At 70.5% G+C, this 14,349-nt stretch carries 11 protein-coding genes and 1 tRNA gene; 2 read left to right on the forward strand and 10 right to left on the reverse strand.

Annotation, left to right across the window (positions count from 1 at the left end; translation table 11 throughout):
• Window positions 1-38: 38 nt before the first annotated feature.
• From secE to gabT, 9 genes are all read right to left on the reverse strand, one after another.
• Window positions 39-329 carry a preprotein translocase subunit SecE gene (gene secE / locus AB2L57_RS14480; RefSeq protein WP_292814606.1) on the reverse strand — a complete coding sequence of 97 codons (291 nt, stop codon included), beginning with the start codon at window positions 327-329 and terminating at the stop codon, window positions 39-41.
• 38 nt (window positions 330-367) lie between these two features.
• Window positions 368-440: transfer RNA gene (locus tag AB2L57_RS14485), tRNA-Trp, on the reverse strand.
• A gap of 152 nt (window positions 441-592) precedes the next feature.
• Window positions 593-1,033: a pyridoxamine 5'-phosphate oxidase family protein gene (locus tag AB2L57_RS14490; RefSeq protein WP_292814603.1), complete on the reverse strand. Its 441-nt coding sequence runs from the start codon at window positions 1,031-1,033 to the stop codon at window positions 593-595.
• A 78-nt stretch (window positions 1,034-1,111) separates the two neighbouring features.
• On the reverse strand, window positions 1,112-2,479 hold the full coding sequence (locus AB2L57_RS14495) for an NAD-dependent succinate-semialdehyde dehydrogenase (RefSeq protein WP_409047421.1): 1,368 nt from the start codon (window positions 2,477-2,479) through the stop codon (window positions 1,112-1,114).
• A 26-nt stretch (window positions 2,480-2,505) separates the two neighbouring features.
• Complete coding sequence (locus AB2L57_RS14500) at window positions 2,506-3,900, reverse strand: NAD-dependent succinate-semialdehyde dehydrogenase (protein ID WP_292814611.1); 1,395 nt, start codon at window positions 3,898-3,900, stop codon at window positions 2,506-2,508.
• Between the two features lie 71 nt (window positions 3,901-3,971).
• Entirely contained in the window at window positions 3,972-5,537 is a 1,566-nt protein-coding gene (locus tag AB2L57_RS14505) for an APC family permease (RefSeq protein WP_292814595.1), read from the reverse strand.
• The gene (locus AB2L57_RS14510; protein WP_292814592.1) at window positions 5,534-6,418 is read right to left on the reverse strand and encodes a universal stress protein; all 885 of its coding nucleotides are present in this window, start codon (window positions 6,416-6,418) and stop codon (window positions 5,534-5,536) included. Before AB2L57_RS14510 ends, AB2L57_RS14505 begins: the two co-directional genes overlap by 4 nt.
• Window positions 6,415-7,794 (reverse strand): flavin monoamine oxidase family protein, encoded by a 1,380-nt coding sequence (locus AB2L57_RS14515; RefSeq protein ID WP_409047422.1) that lies wholly within the window; start codon window positions 7,792-7,794, stop codon window positions 6,415-6,417. The genes AB2L57_RS14510 and AB2L57_RS14515 overlap by 4 nt, the downstream gene beginning before the upstream one ends.
• 11 nt (window positions 7,795-7,805) lie before the next feature.
• Window positions 7,806-9,164 carry a 4-aminobutyrate--2-oxoglutarate transaminase gene (gene gabT, locus AB2L57_RS14520; protein WP_409047423.1) on the reverse strand — a complete coding sequence of 453 codons (1,359 nt, stop codon included), beginning with the start codon at window positions 9,162-9,164 and terminating at the stop codon, window positions 7,806-7,808.
• Between the two features lie 92 nt (window positions 9,165-9,256).
• Here gabT and AB2L57_RS14525 point away from each other — a divergent pair, with 92 nt between their 5' ends.
• Window positions 9,257-10,849, forward strand: a complete 1,593-nt coding sequence (locus tag AB2L57_RS14525) for a PucR family transcriptional regulator (protein WP_409047424.1) — start codon at window positions 9,257-9,259, stop codon at window positions 10,847-10,849.
• 201 nt (window positions 10,850-11,050) lie between these two features.
• Here AB2L57_RS14525 and AB2L57_RS14530 read toward each other — a convergent pair whose 3' ends face one another.
• A complete protein-coding gene (locus AB2L57_RS14530; RefSeq protein ID WP_409047425.1) occupies window positions 11,051-12,514 on the reverse strand; it encodes a helix-turn-helix domain-containing protein in 1,464 nt (487 codons plus the stop codon).
• A gap of 136 nt (window positions 12,515-12,650) precedes the next feature.
• Between AB2L57_RS14530 and aceB the strand changes: the two genes are divergently transcribed.
• The gene (gene aceB, locus AB2L57_RS14535; protein WP_409047426.1) at window positions 12,651-14,321 is read left to right on the forward strand and encodes a malate synthase A; all 1,671 of its coding nucleotides are present in this window, start codon (window positions 12,651-12,653) and stop codon (window positions 14,319-14,321) included.
• The last annotated feature ends 28 nt before the right edge of the window (window positions 14,322-14,349 follow it).

Raw genomic sequence — 14,349 nt, forward strand, 5'->3', positions numbered from 1 at the left:
GATGCTTGTCAGGGCGTCGTGCGCCCCCGGTCAAATCGTCAGGAGACCACGGCCCCGCCGGGCACCCCGAAGACGACCGAGGCCATCCACGAGAACACGAAGTCCAATCCGTAGACGACCGCCATCATCACGACGACGAACCCGAGAACGACCGCGGTGAACTTCAGCAGCTCCTGCCGGGTCGGGGTGACGACCTTGCGGAGCTCGGCGAAGACCTGACGGATGAACAGGGCCAAGCGGGAGAAGACGCCGGGACGCTTCTCCTTGCCGGTCTTGCCGCCCGCGGCGACGATCTCGCCGTTCGGCTCGTCCTGGGCCACTGCACTCACCTGATGTACCTTTCGTGTGCCAGCACGGGGCTGACGCGCAGGGCGGACAGGAATCGAACCTGCAACCTGCGGTTTTGGAGACCGCTGCTCTGCCAATTGAGCTACCGCCCTAGAGGCCGTCTCCGGCCCCGGGCCCGCACTCGATCGTCGCGCTCAAGACGTGGGCCTTCGCCCGGTCACGGGCACGGCGAAAGAGTGCAGATTTACACTGCTCTTCCCAGTGTACGGCATGCCCCCGGAGCCCGCGAATGCGCGTCGCCCCGTCAGTACTCCGCGATGCCGTAGCGCTCGGGCTCGGGGCCGATCCGGAAGGCGCGCCCGGTGAGCGCGCGCGGGGTGATCCGCACGTAGTTGTACTTCAGCGTCGGCACCCAGGGCGTCAGCGGCAGAGTGTCGGCTACGCGCACCTCGTCGGAGGTGTCGAGCCGATGCGCCCGCCCGCGCACGACGACGCTCCACGCGTCGGTGTCGGTGTGCGCGTCGACCTCGAAGATCACCTCGTCGTTGACCGTCAGCTCGAACAGCTTGCTGCCCTCGGCGGTGCGGAAGAGCACGCTCTCGCCGTCCACGACGTAGTTGACCGGAAAGATGTCGATGACGTCGCCGACGTTGGTCACCAGACGCCCGAGCTGCTCGCCGCGCAGTCGCTCCCAGCATCCCGCGTCGTCCAACCGCGTCACCGCGTCGTTCTGCGTCTCATCCATGAGGCAGACCTCCCAGCCTCTATCGTCGCGCGGATGCTCTCGCGCCGCCACCGCGCAGGCCGTGCAAAACCCGCCCGGCTAGGGCCCTACGCGGATGAGCTTCTTGTTCACGAACTCGTCGGCGGCCAGCAGCCCCATCTCGCGCGACGTGCCGCTGCGCTTGACGCCGCCGAAGGGCAGCTCGGGCGAGTCGGCGAGGACAAGATTGACGTAGACCATGCCGGCCTCGATGCGGTCGGCCACGCGCTGGGCCTGCTCGGGGTCGGTGGTGAAGACGTAGGAGCCGAGCCCGAAGGGGGTGCCGTTGGCGACGGCGATCGCCTCCTCCTCGTCCGCGACGCGATAGACCACGCCGACGGGTCCGAAGAACTCCTCGCGGTAGGCGTCCATCTCGGGAGTCACCCCGGTAAGCACCGTGGCCGGGTAGTAGGCGCCGTCGCGCGTGCCGCCGGTGACGAGGGTCGCGCCCTGCGCGATGGCCTTCTGCACCTGCTCGTCGAGACGTTCGGCCGCGGTCAGCGAGGACAGCGGGCCGTTGACGGTGTCGTCGGCGAACGGGTCGCCGAGTGCGGAGTCCGCCATCGTCGCGGTGAACCTCTCGACGAAGGTGTCGTACAGGTCGTCGACGACGATGAAACGCTTGGCGGCGTTGCAGGACTGCCCGTTGTTGTCGAGGCGCGCATCGACCGCGGCGCGTACGGCGGCGTCGATATCGTCGGTCGAGAGCAGGATGAAGGGGTCCGACCCGCCGAGTTCGAGGGCCACCTTCTTGAGGTGGCGACCCGCCTGTTCGGCCACGGCGGCGCCGGCGCGCTCCGACCCGGTCACCGAGACGCCCTGCACGCGGGGGTCGGCGATGATCGTCGCCGCCTGCTCGTTCGTGGCGTAGACGTTGACGTACACCCCCTCGGGAAACCCGGCGTCCCGGTACATCGCCTCGATCGCCGCCGCCGATTCGGGGCACTGCGGCGCGTGCTTGAGCAGAATGGTGTTGCCCAGCGCGACGTTGGGGGCGGCGAAGCGAGCCACCTGGTAGTACGGGAAGTTCCAGGGCATGATGCCCAGAAGCACCCCGAGGGGAGCCTTGCGGATCACCGCGGTGCCCTCGCCCAGGATGTCGATCGGCTGGTCGCGCGTGATCGCGAGGGCGTTGTCGGCGTAGAACTCGGTGATGTCGGCGGCGAAGTCGACCTCGCCCTCGGCCGCGGCGAGCGGCTTGCCCATCTCCCGCACGATGATCGCGGCGAGCTCGTCGCGGCGCTCACGATGCAGCTGCGCGACGCGGCGCAGCAGGTCGGCGCGCTCCCCCGCACCGCTCGTGCGCGCCCAGTCGCGGTGTGCGCGGTCGGCGGCGGCGATCGCGGCCTCGATCTGCGCATCGGTGAAGGCCGGATACGTGGCCAGGGTCTCGCCCGTGGCCGGGTTGACGACGGCGTAGTCGGTCATGGTGCTCCCGTTCCTCTGCCCGCCGCTCAGGCGGGGATCAGCGTGTACTTCGTCGACAGGTATTCGTGGATGCCCTCGAGGCCGCCCTCGCGGCCGACGCCCGACTGCTTGACGCCGCCGAACGGGGCGGCCGCGTTGGAGACGACCCCCACATTCAGCCCCATCATCCCCGTCTCGAGCCGGTCGATCATCCGGTGGCCGCGGGCGAGGTCCTGCGTGAAGACATAGGAGACGAGGCCGTACTCGGTGTCGTTGGCCAGCCGCACGGCCTCGTCCTCGGTCGTGAACGTCGCGATCGCGAGCACCGGCCCGAAGATCTCCTCGCGGAGGATGTCGCTGCCCGGTGCCACGTCCGTCACCACCGTCGGGGCGAAGAAGGTGCCCTCCCCCGCGATCGCCTCGCCGCCCACCCGCACGCGGGCACCGCGTTCGACGGCGTCCGCGACGAGGTCGGTGGCCTTGGCCACCGCCTTCTCGTCGATGAGCGGTCCGATCTGCACGTCGTCGTCGGTGCCGCGCCCCACGCGCATCGCCGCGACGCGCGCGGTGACCCGCGCCGCGAACTCCTCGGCGACATCCGCGTGCACGATGAAGCGGTTGGCGGCGGTGCAGGCCTGGCCGATGTTGCGGAACTTCGCCAGCATCGCCCCCTCGACCGCCCTCTCGAGGTCGGCGTCGTCGAACACCACGAAGGGCGCGTTGCCGCCCAGCTCCATCGACACGCGCAGCACGCCCTCGGCGGCCTGCGCGATCAGCTTGCGGCCCACCGGCGTCGAGCCCGTGAACGAGAGCTTGCGCAGCCGCGGGTCGGCGATGATCGGCGCCGAGACCTCCCCGGACGACGTGGTCGTGACGACGTTCACGACTCCCGCCGGAAGCCCCGCCTCGGCGAGGAGCCCTACGAACATCAGCGTGGTCAGCGGGGTGAGCTCCGCCGGTTTGATCACGACCGTGCAGCCGGCGGCGAGCGCCGGGGCGATCTTGCGCGTCGCCATGGCGAGCGGAAAGTTCCACGGCGTGATGAAGAAGGAGGGCCCGACGGGGCGCTGCGAGACGACCACGCGCCCCGTGCCCTCGGGGTTGAGTCCGTACCTGCCCGAGACCCGCACCGCCTCCTCGCTGAACCACCGCAGGAACTCCCCGCCGTAGGTCACCTCGCCACGGGACTCCGCGAGGGGCTTGCCCATCTCGAGGGTCATGAGCAGGGCGAGGTCGTCGGCGCGCTCGCGCACGAGGTCGAAGGCGCGGCGCAGGATGTCGCTGCGTGTGCGCGGAGCGGTCGCCGCCCACTCCTCCTGAGCGGCGACGGCGGCATCGAGGGCGCGGATGCCGTCACCCGGCGTCGCGTCGGCGATGGTGCGGATGACGCGCCCGGTCGCGGGATCCTGGACGTCGAAGCGCGCGCCACCCTCGGCATCCATCCATTCGCCGCCGATGAACAGCCCGGTCGGCACCGCCGCCAGCAGCGCTTCCTCCCGCTCCCGGCCGGTGCTCACCGGCCGGCCTCCGCGCGGGCGCGCCGCGCGCTGGGCGGGGCGTCGAGCGACAGGGTCTCACCGCGGAAGAAGGCGGGGCTGCGGAAGCGCTGGATCACCATGATGACGATACCGAGGCCGATGATGACGACACCGAGCACGAAGACACTGCCCAGGCCGAACCACTCCGTGCCGCTGCCGTAGTCGGGATCCATGCTCTCGACGAGCGTGATCACGAACAGCGTGGCCAGGATGATGCCGCCCACGAGCGGGAACAGCAGCGTGAAGAAGACGTTGCGCGCCGAGTCGAACCACTGCCTGCGGAAGTACCAGACGCACGCGAAGGCCGTGATGCCGTAGTAGAAGCAGATCATCAGGCCGAGGGTCGTGATCGTGTCCCACAGCACGTTCTCGTTGACGAAGCGCATGACCGCGTAGAACACCGACGCCACCACGGCCGACACGATCGTCGCGTAGCCGGGGGTGAAGAAGCGCGGGCTGACCTCGGCGAAGCGCTTCGGCAGCGCCCCGTAGTGTCCCATCGCGAGGAGGGTCCGCGCCGGCGAGACGAAGGTCGACTGCAGCGACGAGACGGAGCTTGTGAGCACCGCGAGCGAGACGAGGAAGGCGAGAGGCCCCAGGATCGGACCGCTCAGGAAGAAGAAGACGTTGGCCTGGATGTCTTCGTTGCCGAGCCCCAGCTCGCCCGTGCCGACACCCGCGAACGCGAGGAGCGAGATCGAGATCAGGAGGTAGAGCACGACGATCGTGATGACGGTGAGGGTCGCCGCGCGCCCCGGGGTCTTCTCGGGGTCCTTCGTCTCCTCGTTCATCGTGAGGGTGACATCCCACCCCCAGAAGATGAAGATCGACAGCGACAGCCCCGCCACGACGGCCGTGAACGACCCGACGGCGAAGGGGTTGAACCACGACAGCTCGGGCGCGGTCCCATCGAACGCGTTGCCCTGCGCGACGTGCACGAAGGCCGCGATCGAGAAGACGACCAGCACGAGCACCTGGAATCCGACGAGGAAGTACTGCAGCCGCTGCGTGGTCTGCATGTCGCGGTACGAGATCGTCGTGGCCCCGAGCATGAACAGCAGGCAGACGATGACGTTGATGAAGGGGTTGAAGGCGAGGTCGGCGATCGACCCTCCCGCCTGCGCGATCTGATCGATCAGCAGGAAGAGAAACTCCACCGCGATGCCGGCGAGGTTGGAGAGCACCAGGATCGTCGCCGCGATCAGCCCCCAGCCCGCCATCCAGCCGACCCACGGTCCGAAGGCGCGAGCGGCCCACGTGAACGAGGTGCCCGAGTCGGGCATCTGCCGATTGAGTTCGCGGTACCCGAAGGCGACGAGGAGCATCGGGATGAAGCCGATGAGGATGATCGCGGGCACCTGGAATCCGACCTCGGACACGGTCGGGCCGAGAGCGGCCGTGAGCGTGTAGGCGGGGGCGATGCACGAGATGCCGATGACGACGGCGCCGATGAGGCCGACCGCGCCGGCGCTCAGGCCCTTCTTCGACAGTCCGCCGGTGACCGGGTCGCCCGTGCGGGCGCTCTTGTCGGTGGTGCTCATCGTTGGGCTCCTTCGGGGGTGCGGGTGCGCGGGACGACGATCATGGGCACGGGCAGCTCGCGCAGCATCTTGGATGCTGTCGAGCCGAGGAACAGGCGACGAGGCTGTGCGAGGCGGCTCGATCCCACCATCACGACCTCGCCGGGCTGCCAGCCGAGATTCGCGACGGCCTCCTCGATGCTCTCGCCGGCGGCGACGGTGGCCTCCGCATCCACGCCCTCCGGAAGCTCGCCGCGCGCCTTCTGCAGCACGCGGTCGGCGTGCGCGGCACCGGCCAGCCGGATCACGCCGGTGTCGACCCCCGAGGGCATGTCGACGGCGACGAGCGAGACCAGGCGCAGGGGCGCCCCGGACGCGGCGGCGAGCGCGACCGATTCGTCGAGCAGTGCGTCGGCGCCGGGCTTGGTGCCCACCGCGGCCGTGATGCGCGTCACGTCGGCGTCGACGTCCGCCGCGCCCGCCGGGGCGAGGACGACGGGCACCGTCGACGAGTGCACGAGCTCATTGGCGACCGACCCGAGACCGAAGCGGCCGCCGCGAGTGCCGCGCGCGGCCCCCACGACGATGTAGTCGGCCCGGAGGTCGGCGGCAGCATCCATCAGCCCTTCGGCGAAGGACTCGGCGTACCGGAGGTGCGTGGCCTGCGCGATGCCGGCGGGGATCTTCGCAGACCCCGCGGCGAGCCACTGCGCCGCCTGATCGCGCACGAACGCGTCGTAGCCGGCGTCGGGGGGAACGACCGCGCCGCGCCCCTCCTCCGGCAGCACCATGACCAGCTCGACCCGGCCCGCCGACGCGCGGGCCAGTCGCGCGGCGAGCCCCGCCGCGTCGGAGCCGGCGTCGGTGGCGGTGTATCCGACGACGAACACGGGTGCGCTCATGCGCGGGCCTCCTCGATGATGTGCGCCGCCGCCTCGCGGCCCATGCGGATCGCGCCGTCGACGTGCTGGTATCCGGTTCCTGCCAGGTCGCTGCAGGCGAAGTGGATGGGGCCGACCGGCGTGCGCAGGTCGGCGCCGTACCGGTGCAGACCGCCGAGGTCGAAGCTCGCGGCGTAGGCGCCGCGGGTCCACTCCTCGGCTCCCCAGTCGCTCTCGTAATAGACGACGGGGTCTTTTGCCTCGGGCCCGTAGTAGTGCGAGAGGGACTCGAGGATTCGCTCCTTGCGCTCCTCGGCGCTCAGGCGGAACAGGTCGTCGGCGATCTGGTCGGAGACGAAGCCGACGAGCGTGCCCCGGGAGTCGCCGTGGTTGGTGTTGTCGTATGCCTCGTGCGAGAGCTCGTACGGGCTGAACGCGGTGCCCGAGAGGCCCTTGTCGCGCCAGAAGGGCGTGTCGTAGACCGCGTGCACCTTGATGACGAAGCCCATCGACAGGTGCTGGTGCATCTGGTGCTGCAGGCGTGGGAGCGGGGGCTCGAACGAGATCCGCGAGTACAGGTTGGGGGCGAGGGCGACGATCGCGAAGCGGGCGCGGACGGTCATGCCGTCGGCGATGGCGGTGACCCCCGCCGCGGCCTCTGAGCCTGTCGAAGGGCCCCATCGCAGCGTGCGCACGGGCTGACCGGTGAAGACGTCGGCACCGAGCCGTTCGGCCAGCAGCAGGGGCACCTGCTGGAGCCCCCCGACGACGCGCTTGTCGAGGATGAAGTCGGCGTCGACGAGGTGCGAGTAAGAGCCGGCGGATGCTGCCATCAGCAGCGACTGCAGGAGGGAGAACGTGTGCGTGGGCTTGGTCAGCATCGCCGAACCGGTCGCGAACGCGAGGTTGCGCACGGCCTCGTCATCGTCGGTCTGTGCGCGCAGCCACGCATCCCATGAGATCCGGTCCCACTCCGCCGCCTTCTCGTGCGCCCAGGGACGGTCGGGGTCGATCTCGGCCACCATCGCATCGAGCCGCTCGGTGATCTCGGCGATCGCACGCGCGGTATCGGGCGAGACGGGGAACATCTCACCGCGGAAGCGGTGCGATACGCCGTCCGGCCCGACGTACACGCTGTCGCCCTCGCGGAATCGGCTGTAGGTCTCGAGCCCCAGCTCCGAGATCGTCTCGATGAGGGCGTCCTGATCCGGCGAGACCCACTGGCCGCCGATCTCGAGCATCGCGCCCTCGATCTCGTCGGTCCACAACCGGCCGCCGATGCGGTCGCGCGCCTCGAGCACGGCGACGGAGAGACCGGCCCCCCGCAGGTCGTTGGCGGCCGTCAGGCCCGCCGCGCCGGCCCCGATGACGACGACGTCACGGCTGATCTCGGTCATTGCTGTCTCCTTCATGCGCCGACGAGAGCGGTCTCGAGCACGTCGAGCCCCTCGGCGAGCAGATCGTCGGTGATGGTCAGCGGCGGGAGGAAGCGGATCACATTGCCGTGGGTGCCGCAGGTGAGCACGATGACGCCGGCCGCGATGCATGCTTTCGCGACGCGGGCGGTGAGCGACCCGTCGGGAGCGCCCGTGGCGGGGTCGACGAACTCGGCCGCGATCATCGCGCCGTGGCCGCGCACGTCACCCACGCGGGGGTCGCGGGCCTGCAGCGCCGTCAGACGACCGGTGAGCTGCGCGCCGATCTCGGACGCGCGCTCGAGCAGACCGTCCGCCTCGTACGATTCGATCGCCGCGAGCGCCGCGACGCACGCGAGCGGATTGCCGCCGTAGGTGCCGCCGAGTCCGCCCGCGTGCGGGGAATCCATGATCTCGGCGCGCCCGGTCACCCCCGACAGGGGTAGTCCGTCGGCGATGCCCTTCGCCGTGACGACGAGGTCGGGCACGATGCCGAAGTGCTCGCTCGCGAACCAGCGTCCGGTGCGGGCGAAGCCCGTCTGCACTTCGTCGGCGATGAAGACGGCGCCGTTGTCGCGGCACCAGTCGACGAGGGTGTTCAGGAACCCGTCGGCGGGGACGATGAATCCGCCCTCGCCCTGGATCGGCTCGATGATGACCGCCGCGACGTTCTCGGCGCCGACTTGCTTCTCGATCAGCGTGATCGCGCGGGCGGCGGACTCGGGTCCGGTGAGGCCGTCGTGGAAGGGGTACGACATCGGCGCGCGGTAGACCTCGCCGGCGAAGGGGCCGAAACCGTGCTTGTAGGGCATGTTCTTGGCCGTGAGGGCCATCGTGAGGTTGGTGCGTCCGTGGTAGGCGTGATCGAACGCGATGACGGCCTGGCGTCCCGTGTGCTTGCGGGCGATCTTGACCGCGTTCTCGACGGCCTCGGCGCCCGAGTTGAACAGGGCCGTGCGCTTGTCGTGGTCGCCCGGAGTCAGGCGATTCAGCGCCTCGGCGACCGCGATGTACGACTCGTAGGGGGCGATCATGAAGCACGTGTGCGTGAAGCGCGCGACCTGCTCGGTCACCGCGGTCACGACGCGGGGATTGGCGTTGCCCGCCGTCGTGACCGCGATGCCCGACCCCAAGTCGATGAGCGAGTTGCCGTCGGCGTCGACGACGACGCCCCCGCCGGCCGCGACGGCGGCGATCGGCACCGTGTGGCCGACTCCCGCCGCGACGGCCCGCGCCTTCCGATCCAGCACCTCGCGCGAGCGGGGTCCCGGCAGTTCGGTGACCAGGCGCCGCTCCTGAGGCAGTGTCGGGCCGCCGACCGGACGCGGGGCAAGGGTTTCGGTGACGCTCATGAGCGCCGAGCGTAGGGGCGGATGCTGCGCGACAGCATCCGCCCCTGTGTACATTCTTTGCGAACGTGCTGTACGAGGTGTACACCGGAGACGTGAACGCGCACACCCCCGCCCCGACGTTGCGAGCACTGCTCGGCCGAACCGAGCTGCGACTCGCACTCGCCGTGCGCGATGAGGACCTGCCGACGGGCGCCCTCGACGCCCCCATCCGCTGGGTGCACAGCTCGGATCTCGCCGACCCGACTCCGTTCCTCTCGGAGGGGCTGGCGCTGCTGACCACCGGCACGCAGTTCACCACCGCGGGCGAGGACCCCGAGCCCTACGAGGCCTACGTGGCGCGCCTGGTCGTGCGCGGGGTGGTCGCCCTGGGCTTCGGCACCGAGGTCGTGCGCGCGGGGATTCCCGCGCCTCTCGCCCGCGCGTGCGCCGACGCTCGCCTCCCCCTGTTCGAGGTTCCCTACCGCACCCCGTTCATCGCGGTCGCGCGCGCCAACGCCGAGGCGATCGCCGCGCAGGACTACGCCCGACGCAGCTGGTCGCTCGCCGCCCAGCGCTCCATCGCTCTCGCCGCCCTGCGCCCGGACGGTCTCGACGAGAGCATCGCCGAACTGTCCCGCCAGCTGGGCGCGTGGGTGGGCCTCTTCGACGGTGGAGGCGGGCTGGCCGTCGAACACCCGCCCGGGTCGCTCGGCACCGGGGTGCCCGCGGCCGTCGCGGACGAGGCCCGCCGCGTGCTGCGCCGCGGGGCGCGGGCCGCGTCGACCCTGCGGGCGGACGAGGCGCCGTACACCCTGCAGACCCTCGGCCGCGGCGGTCATCTGCGCGGCGTGATCGCGGTGGCCGGCGACCTCGATGCGGAGGCGCGGGTGGTCGTGACCTCCGTCGTCGCGATGGTGGGTCTGGCTCTCGAGCAGGGGCGCGACCTCGCCCGGGCGCGTGTCCAGCTGCGGGGCGCGCTCGTGCAGCTGCTGCGCGCGGGGCGCGTGGGCGAGGCCCGCCGTGTGGCCCGCGAGCTCTGGGGCGGGCTACCCCCCGCCCCCGTGCACATCGCCTGGACGGATGCTGCCGCCTCTCGCCGCGAGAGCCTCGTCACGGGTCTCGACGCGATCGCCGAGCAGCATCGCGGCGCCGTGATCCACGGCCGCACCGAGGACGGCATCGTGCTGATCGTCGGTGCGGGTGCGGGCGCGGGTGCGGGTGCGGGCGCGGGCGCAGGTGCGGGTGCGGGCGCGGATGATCCGCTGCCGGCGGTGGCCGCGCTCGCCCGCGAGCACGATCTGCGGATCGGCGTGTCCGACGCCGTGGCCTACGAACAGCTCGCGGCCGGGCTCGAGCAGGCGCGGATCGCGCGGGAGCGCGGCGCGGGCACCGGACTCGCGCGGTTCGGCGACGCCGCGCGAGACGGGGTCCTCGCCCTCGTCGACGCCGAGGCCGCCCGCGCCGTCGCACGGTCGCGGCTCGCTCCCCTGCTCGAGCGCGACGCGACCGCGGGATCGACCCTCATCGCGACCCTGCGCACGTGGCTCGAGCAGGACGGCTCGAACGAACGCACGGCACAGGAGCTCGGCATCCATCGTCATACGGTGCGGGCGCACGTGGCCCTCGCCGCCCGTCTGCTCGGCCGCGACCTGTCGGGCTTCGCCGCGCGCGCCGACCTCTGGACCGACCTGCGCGCGCTGCACTGACGCCCACCCCTGCCCCCGCGGGCCCCGCGTCGCGGCGAACCCACACATTTGCAGCGAAACCCCACCCGACGAATGGTGGCTCGCTGCAAAAATGTGGGTTCGGCGTAGCGGCGGGCGCGGCGCGCGCGGCGCGGCGGGCGGCGGCGGGCGGCGGCGGCGGCGGCGGCGGCGGGCGCGGCGCGACGACGCGGCGGCGCCGCGTCAGCCCGGCGCGTGCGCCTGGAGGAACTCGTACACCTCGGTCGTGTCGACGCCCGGGAACGACCCCGTCGGCAGGGTCGCGAGCAGCGTGCGGGGCGTGCGCACGTTGGGCCAGGCGTTCTCACGCCACGCCGCCTCGAGGTCGGCGGGCGCCCGGCGGCAGCACACCTCGACCGAGTGCTTCGACACCCCGCGGTTGGGTGTGTCGCGGCCGAGGAACCATTTCGTGTCGTCGAAGCGCACCCCCACGCTCACCGAGTGCGCGCCCTCACTCGAGTGCTCGACGCGCGCCGTGCACCAATACGTGCCGTTGCCGGTGTCGGTGTACTGGTAGTACGGGTTGAAGCGGTCGTCGACGTCGAACACGACACGGCTGGTCCATCGCCGGCAGCACATCTGCCCCTCGATCGCGCCCAGACGGTCGGTCGGAAAATTGACGTCGTCGTTCTCATAGGCCTTGGTGATCGTGCCCGACTCGTGCACCTTGAGGAAGTGCACCGGGATGCCCAAGTGCACGCTCGCGAGGTTCGTGAACCGATGCGCCGCCGTCTCGTACGACACGGAGTACGCGTCGCGCAGATCCTCGATCGAGATCGCCTTCGCCGCCTTCGCTTCGACCAGCACCGGCACGGCGTGGGACTCGGGGATCAGCAGCGCCCCCGTCAGATAGTTCGTCTCGACCCTCTGCCGCAGGAACTCGGCGTAGCTGCGGGGCTCGGCGTGGCCGAGGATCCGGCTCGACAGCGCCTGCAGCACCGCGGTGCGGGGGTCGCCCTTCGCCGAGATGCGGCTCGAGAGGTAGAGCCGTCCGTGGCGCAGGTCGGCGACGCTACGGGTCGTCTGCGGCAGGTCGGGCACGTAGTGCAGGGTGAACCCGAGATGGGCGGCGATGTCGGATGCCGTCCTCTGGGTCAGCGGACCTCCCGGGTGACCGACCGCCTCGAGGATCCCCCGCGCCTGCGCCTCGAGATCGGCGAAGTAGTTGTCTTGCCGACGCATCAGGTGGCGCAGGTCGACGTTGGCCCGCCGCGCCTCCTCGGGGGTCGCTGCCCGCTCGTCGCGGAGACGGTCGATCTCTCCCTGCAGCGACAGCATCGCGCGCAGCACCTCATCGGGGATCGTCTTGCCGATGCGGAACGACGGGATGCCGAGGGCCTGGAACGTCTGCCCCTTCATCGCCCGCTCGAGCGATATCTCGAGCGACGCGCGCTCGTCGAGCGGCTCGGCCTCGAGCAGCGCGTCGATGCTCACCCCGAGCGCCTTGGCGATCGCCCGCAGCAGGGTGAGTTTCGGCTCGCGCTTTCCGGTCTCGATCATCGAGAGCTGGCTCGGGGCGCGCTCGACAGCTCCCGCGAGGTCGTCGAGGGTCATGCCCCGCGCCGTGCGGAGCTGACGGATGCGCCGCCCGATCGTCAGGGCGTCGGCCTCGGCCTCTTCGTCTTCGGTGACTTCTACGATCGCCATGCTCGGCATTCTGTCACAGAGCGTGAATTTTCCTCAATCTTCTCCCCGAGATTGTGCAGTCCGGTGCGTCAAATTCACACAAAGTAGACGCATGACCCACTGACCGGCCCGACCGGATCTGCAAAGGACGACGATCATGACCCTCATCACCGAACCGACGATGACCCGCCCTTCGACGAGCTCAGGGCGCGCCGCGACAAGCGCGGGGCGCGCGCTCGAGGTCGTCGGTGCGATGCGGACGCGATACGACGAGATCCTCACCCCCGATGCCCTGGCCTTCGTCGCGGCGCTCCACGAGCGCTTCGCCGGGCGTCGCCATGACCGCCTCGCCGACCGCATGCGCCGCCGCTTCGAGATCGGCAACGGCCACGATCCGCGCTTCCGCGACGACACGGCGCACATCCGCGAGGACACGCAGTGGCGTGTCGCCGGGGCGGGACCCGGGCTCGAGGACCGCCGCGTCGAGATCACCGGCCCGACCGACCCGAAGATGACCATCAATGCGCTGAACTCGGGCGCGAAGGTGTGGCTGGCCGACCAGGAGGACGCGACGAGCCCGACCTGGGGCAACGTGATCGAAGGACAGCTCTCGCTGCGCGACGCGATCCGCGGCGAGTTGACGTTCACCTCCCCCGAGGGCAAGCGCTACGAGGTCACCGCGGAGCGCACGCCGACGATCGTGATGCGCCCCCGCGGCTGGCACCTGACCGAGGCCCACATCCGGTTCACCGACCGTCTCGGTCGCCAGATGGCGGCATCCGGCTCGCTCGTGGACTTCGGGCTGTACTTCTTCCACAACGCGCAGGCGCTGATCGACGGTGGTCGGGGGCCGTACTTCTACCTCGCCAAGATCGAGTCGTCGGAGGAGGCCAAGCTGTGGGACGACGTGTTCTCGTTCAGCGAGGACTACGTCGGCATCCCGCACGGCACGATCCGCGCGACGGTGCTCATCGAGACCCTGCCCGCCGCGTTCGAGATGGACGAGATCCTCTTCGAGCTGCGCGACCACTGCGCCGGGCTGAATGCCGGCCGGTGGGACTACATCTTCTCGATCATCAAGAACTACCGCGGCCGTGGGGCCCGGTTCGTGCTGCCCGACCGCAGCGAGGTGACGATGACCGTGCCTTTCATGCGGGCCTACACCGAACTGCTGGTCAAGACGTGCCACCGGCGCGGGGCGTATGCGATCGGAGGCATGAGCGCGTTCATCCCGAATCGCCGCGACCCCGACGTGACGGCACGCGCGTTCGAGAAGGTGGCCGCCGACAAGAAGCGAGAGGCCGGCGACGGCTTCGACGGTACGTGGGTCGCTCACCCCGACCTCATCCCGACAGCCATGGCCGAGTTCGATGCGGTGCTCGGCGACCGTCCGCACCAGCTCGATCGGCAGCGCGATGACGTCGAGGTGAGCGCCGCCGACCTGCTCGACGTGCACATCGGTTTGCCCGTCACCGAAGCGGGCGTGCGCGGCAACGTGTCGGTGGCGATCCGGTATCTGGAGGCGTGGCTGCGCGGCCAGGGTGCCGTCGCGATCGACAACCTCATGGAGGATGCGGCGACCGCCGAGATCTCGCGCTCGCAGATCTGGCAGTGGATCCACCAGGACCGCGAGCTGCACGACGGCACGCGCATCACGCGCGAGTACGTCGAAGGCCTGATCGGGCAGGAGCTGGATGCTGCCGCTCGATCGACCGGCGACCGGTTCGACGACGCCGCCGCCATCTTCCGCGAAGTAGCCCTCGGCGCCGACTTCCCGGCCTTCCTGACTCTGCCCGCCTACGCGAAGTACCTCGTCGAGCACGAGTGACACCCCGCATCCACCCACGATCAAGGAC

It is taken from the genome of Microbacterium sp. HA-8 (genome assembly GCF_046111165.1).
In the GTDB taxonomy this organism is placed as follows: domain Bacteria; phylum Actinomycetota; class Actinomycetes; order Actinomycetales; family Microbacteriaceae; genus Microbacterium.

What these genes read in the sequence shown, in the direction of transcription:
- gabT (WP_409047423.1), bottom strand. Translation starts at nt 9,164, where the DNA reads ATGAGCGTCACCGAAACCCTTGCCCCGCGTCCGGTCGGCGGCCCGACA.
- AB2L57_RS14510 (WP_292814592.1), bottom strand. Translation starts at nt 6,418, where the DNA reads ATGAGCGCACCCGTGTTCGTCGTCGGATACACCGCCACCGACGCCGGC.
- AB2L57_RS14515 (WP_409047422.1), bottom strand. Translation starts at nt 7,794, where the DNA reads ATGACCGAGATCAGCCGTGACGTCGTCGTCATCGGGGCCGGCGCGGCG.
- AB2L57_RS14495 (WP_409047421.1), bottom strand. Translation starts at nt 2,479, where the DNA reads ATGACCGACTACGCCGTCGTCAACCCGGCCACGGGCGAGACCCTGGCC.
- AB2L57_RS14530 (WP_409047425.1), bottom strand. Translation starts at nt 12,514, where the DNA reads ATGGCGATCGTAGAAGTCACCGAAGACGAAGAGGCCGAGGCCGACGCC.
- aceB (WP_409047426.1), top strand. Translation starts at nt 12,651, where the DNA reads ATGACCCTCATCACCGAACCGACGATGACCCGCCCTTCGACGAGCTCA.
- AB2L57_RS14500 (WP_292814611.1), bottom strand. Translation starts at nt 3,900, where the DNA reads ATGGATGCCGAGGGTGGCGCGCGCTTCGACGTCCAGGATCCCGCGACC.
- AB2L57_RS14505 (WP_292814595.1), bottom strand. Translation starts at nt 5,537, where the DNA reads ATGAGCACCACCGACAAGAGCGCCCGCACGGGCGACCCGGTCACCGGC.
- AB2L57_RS14490 (WP_292814603.1), bottom strand. Translation starts at nt 1,033, where the DNA reads ATGGATGAGACGCAGAACGACGCGGTGACGCGGTTGGACGACGCGGGA.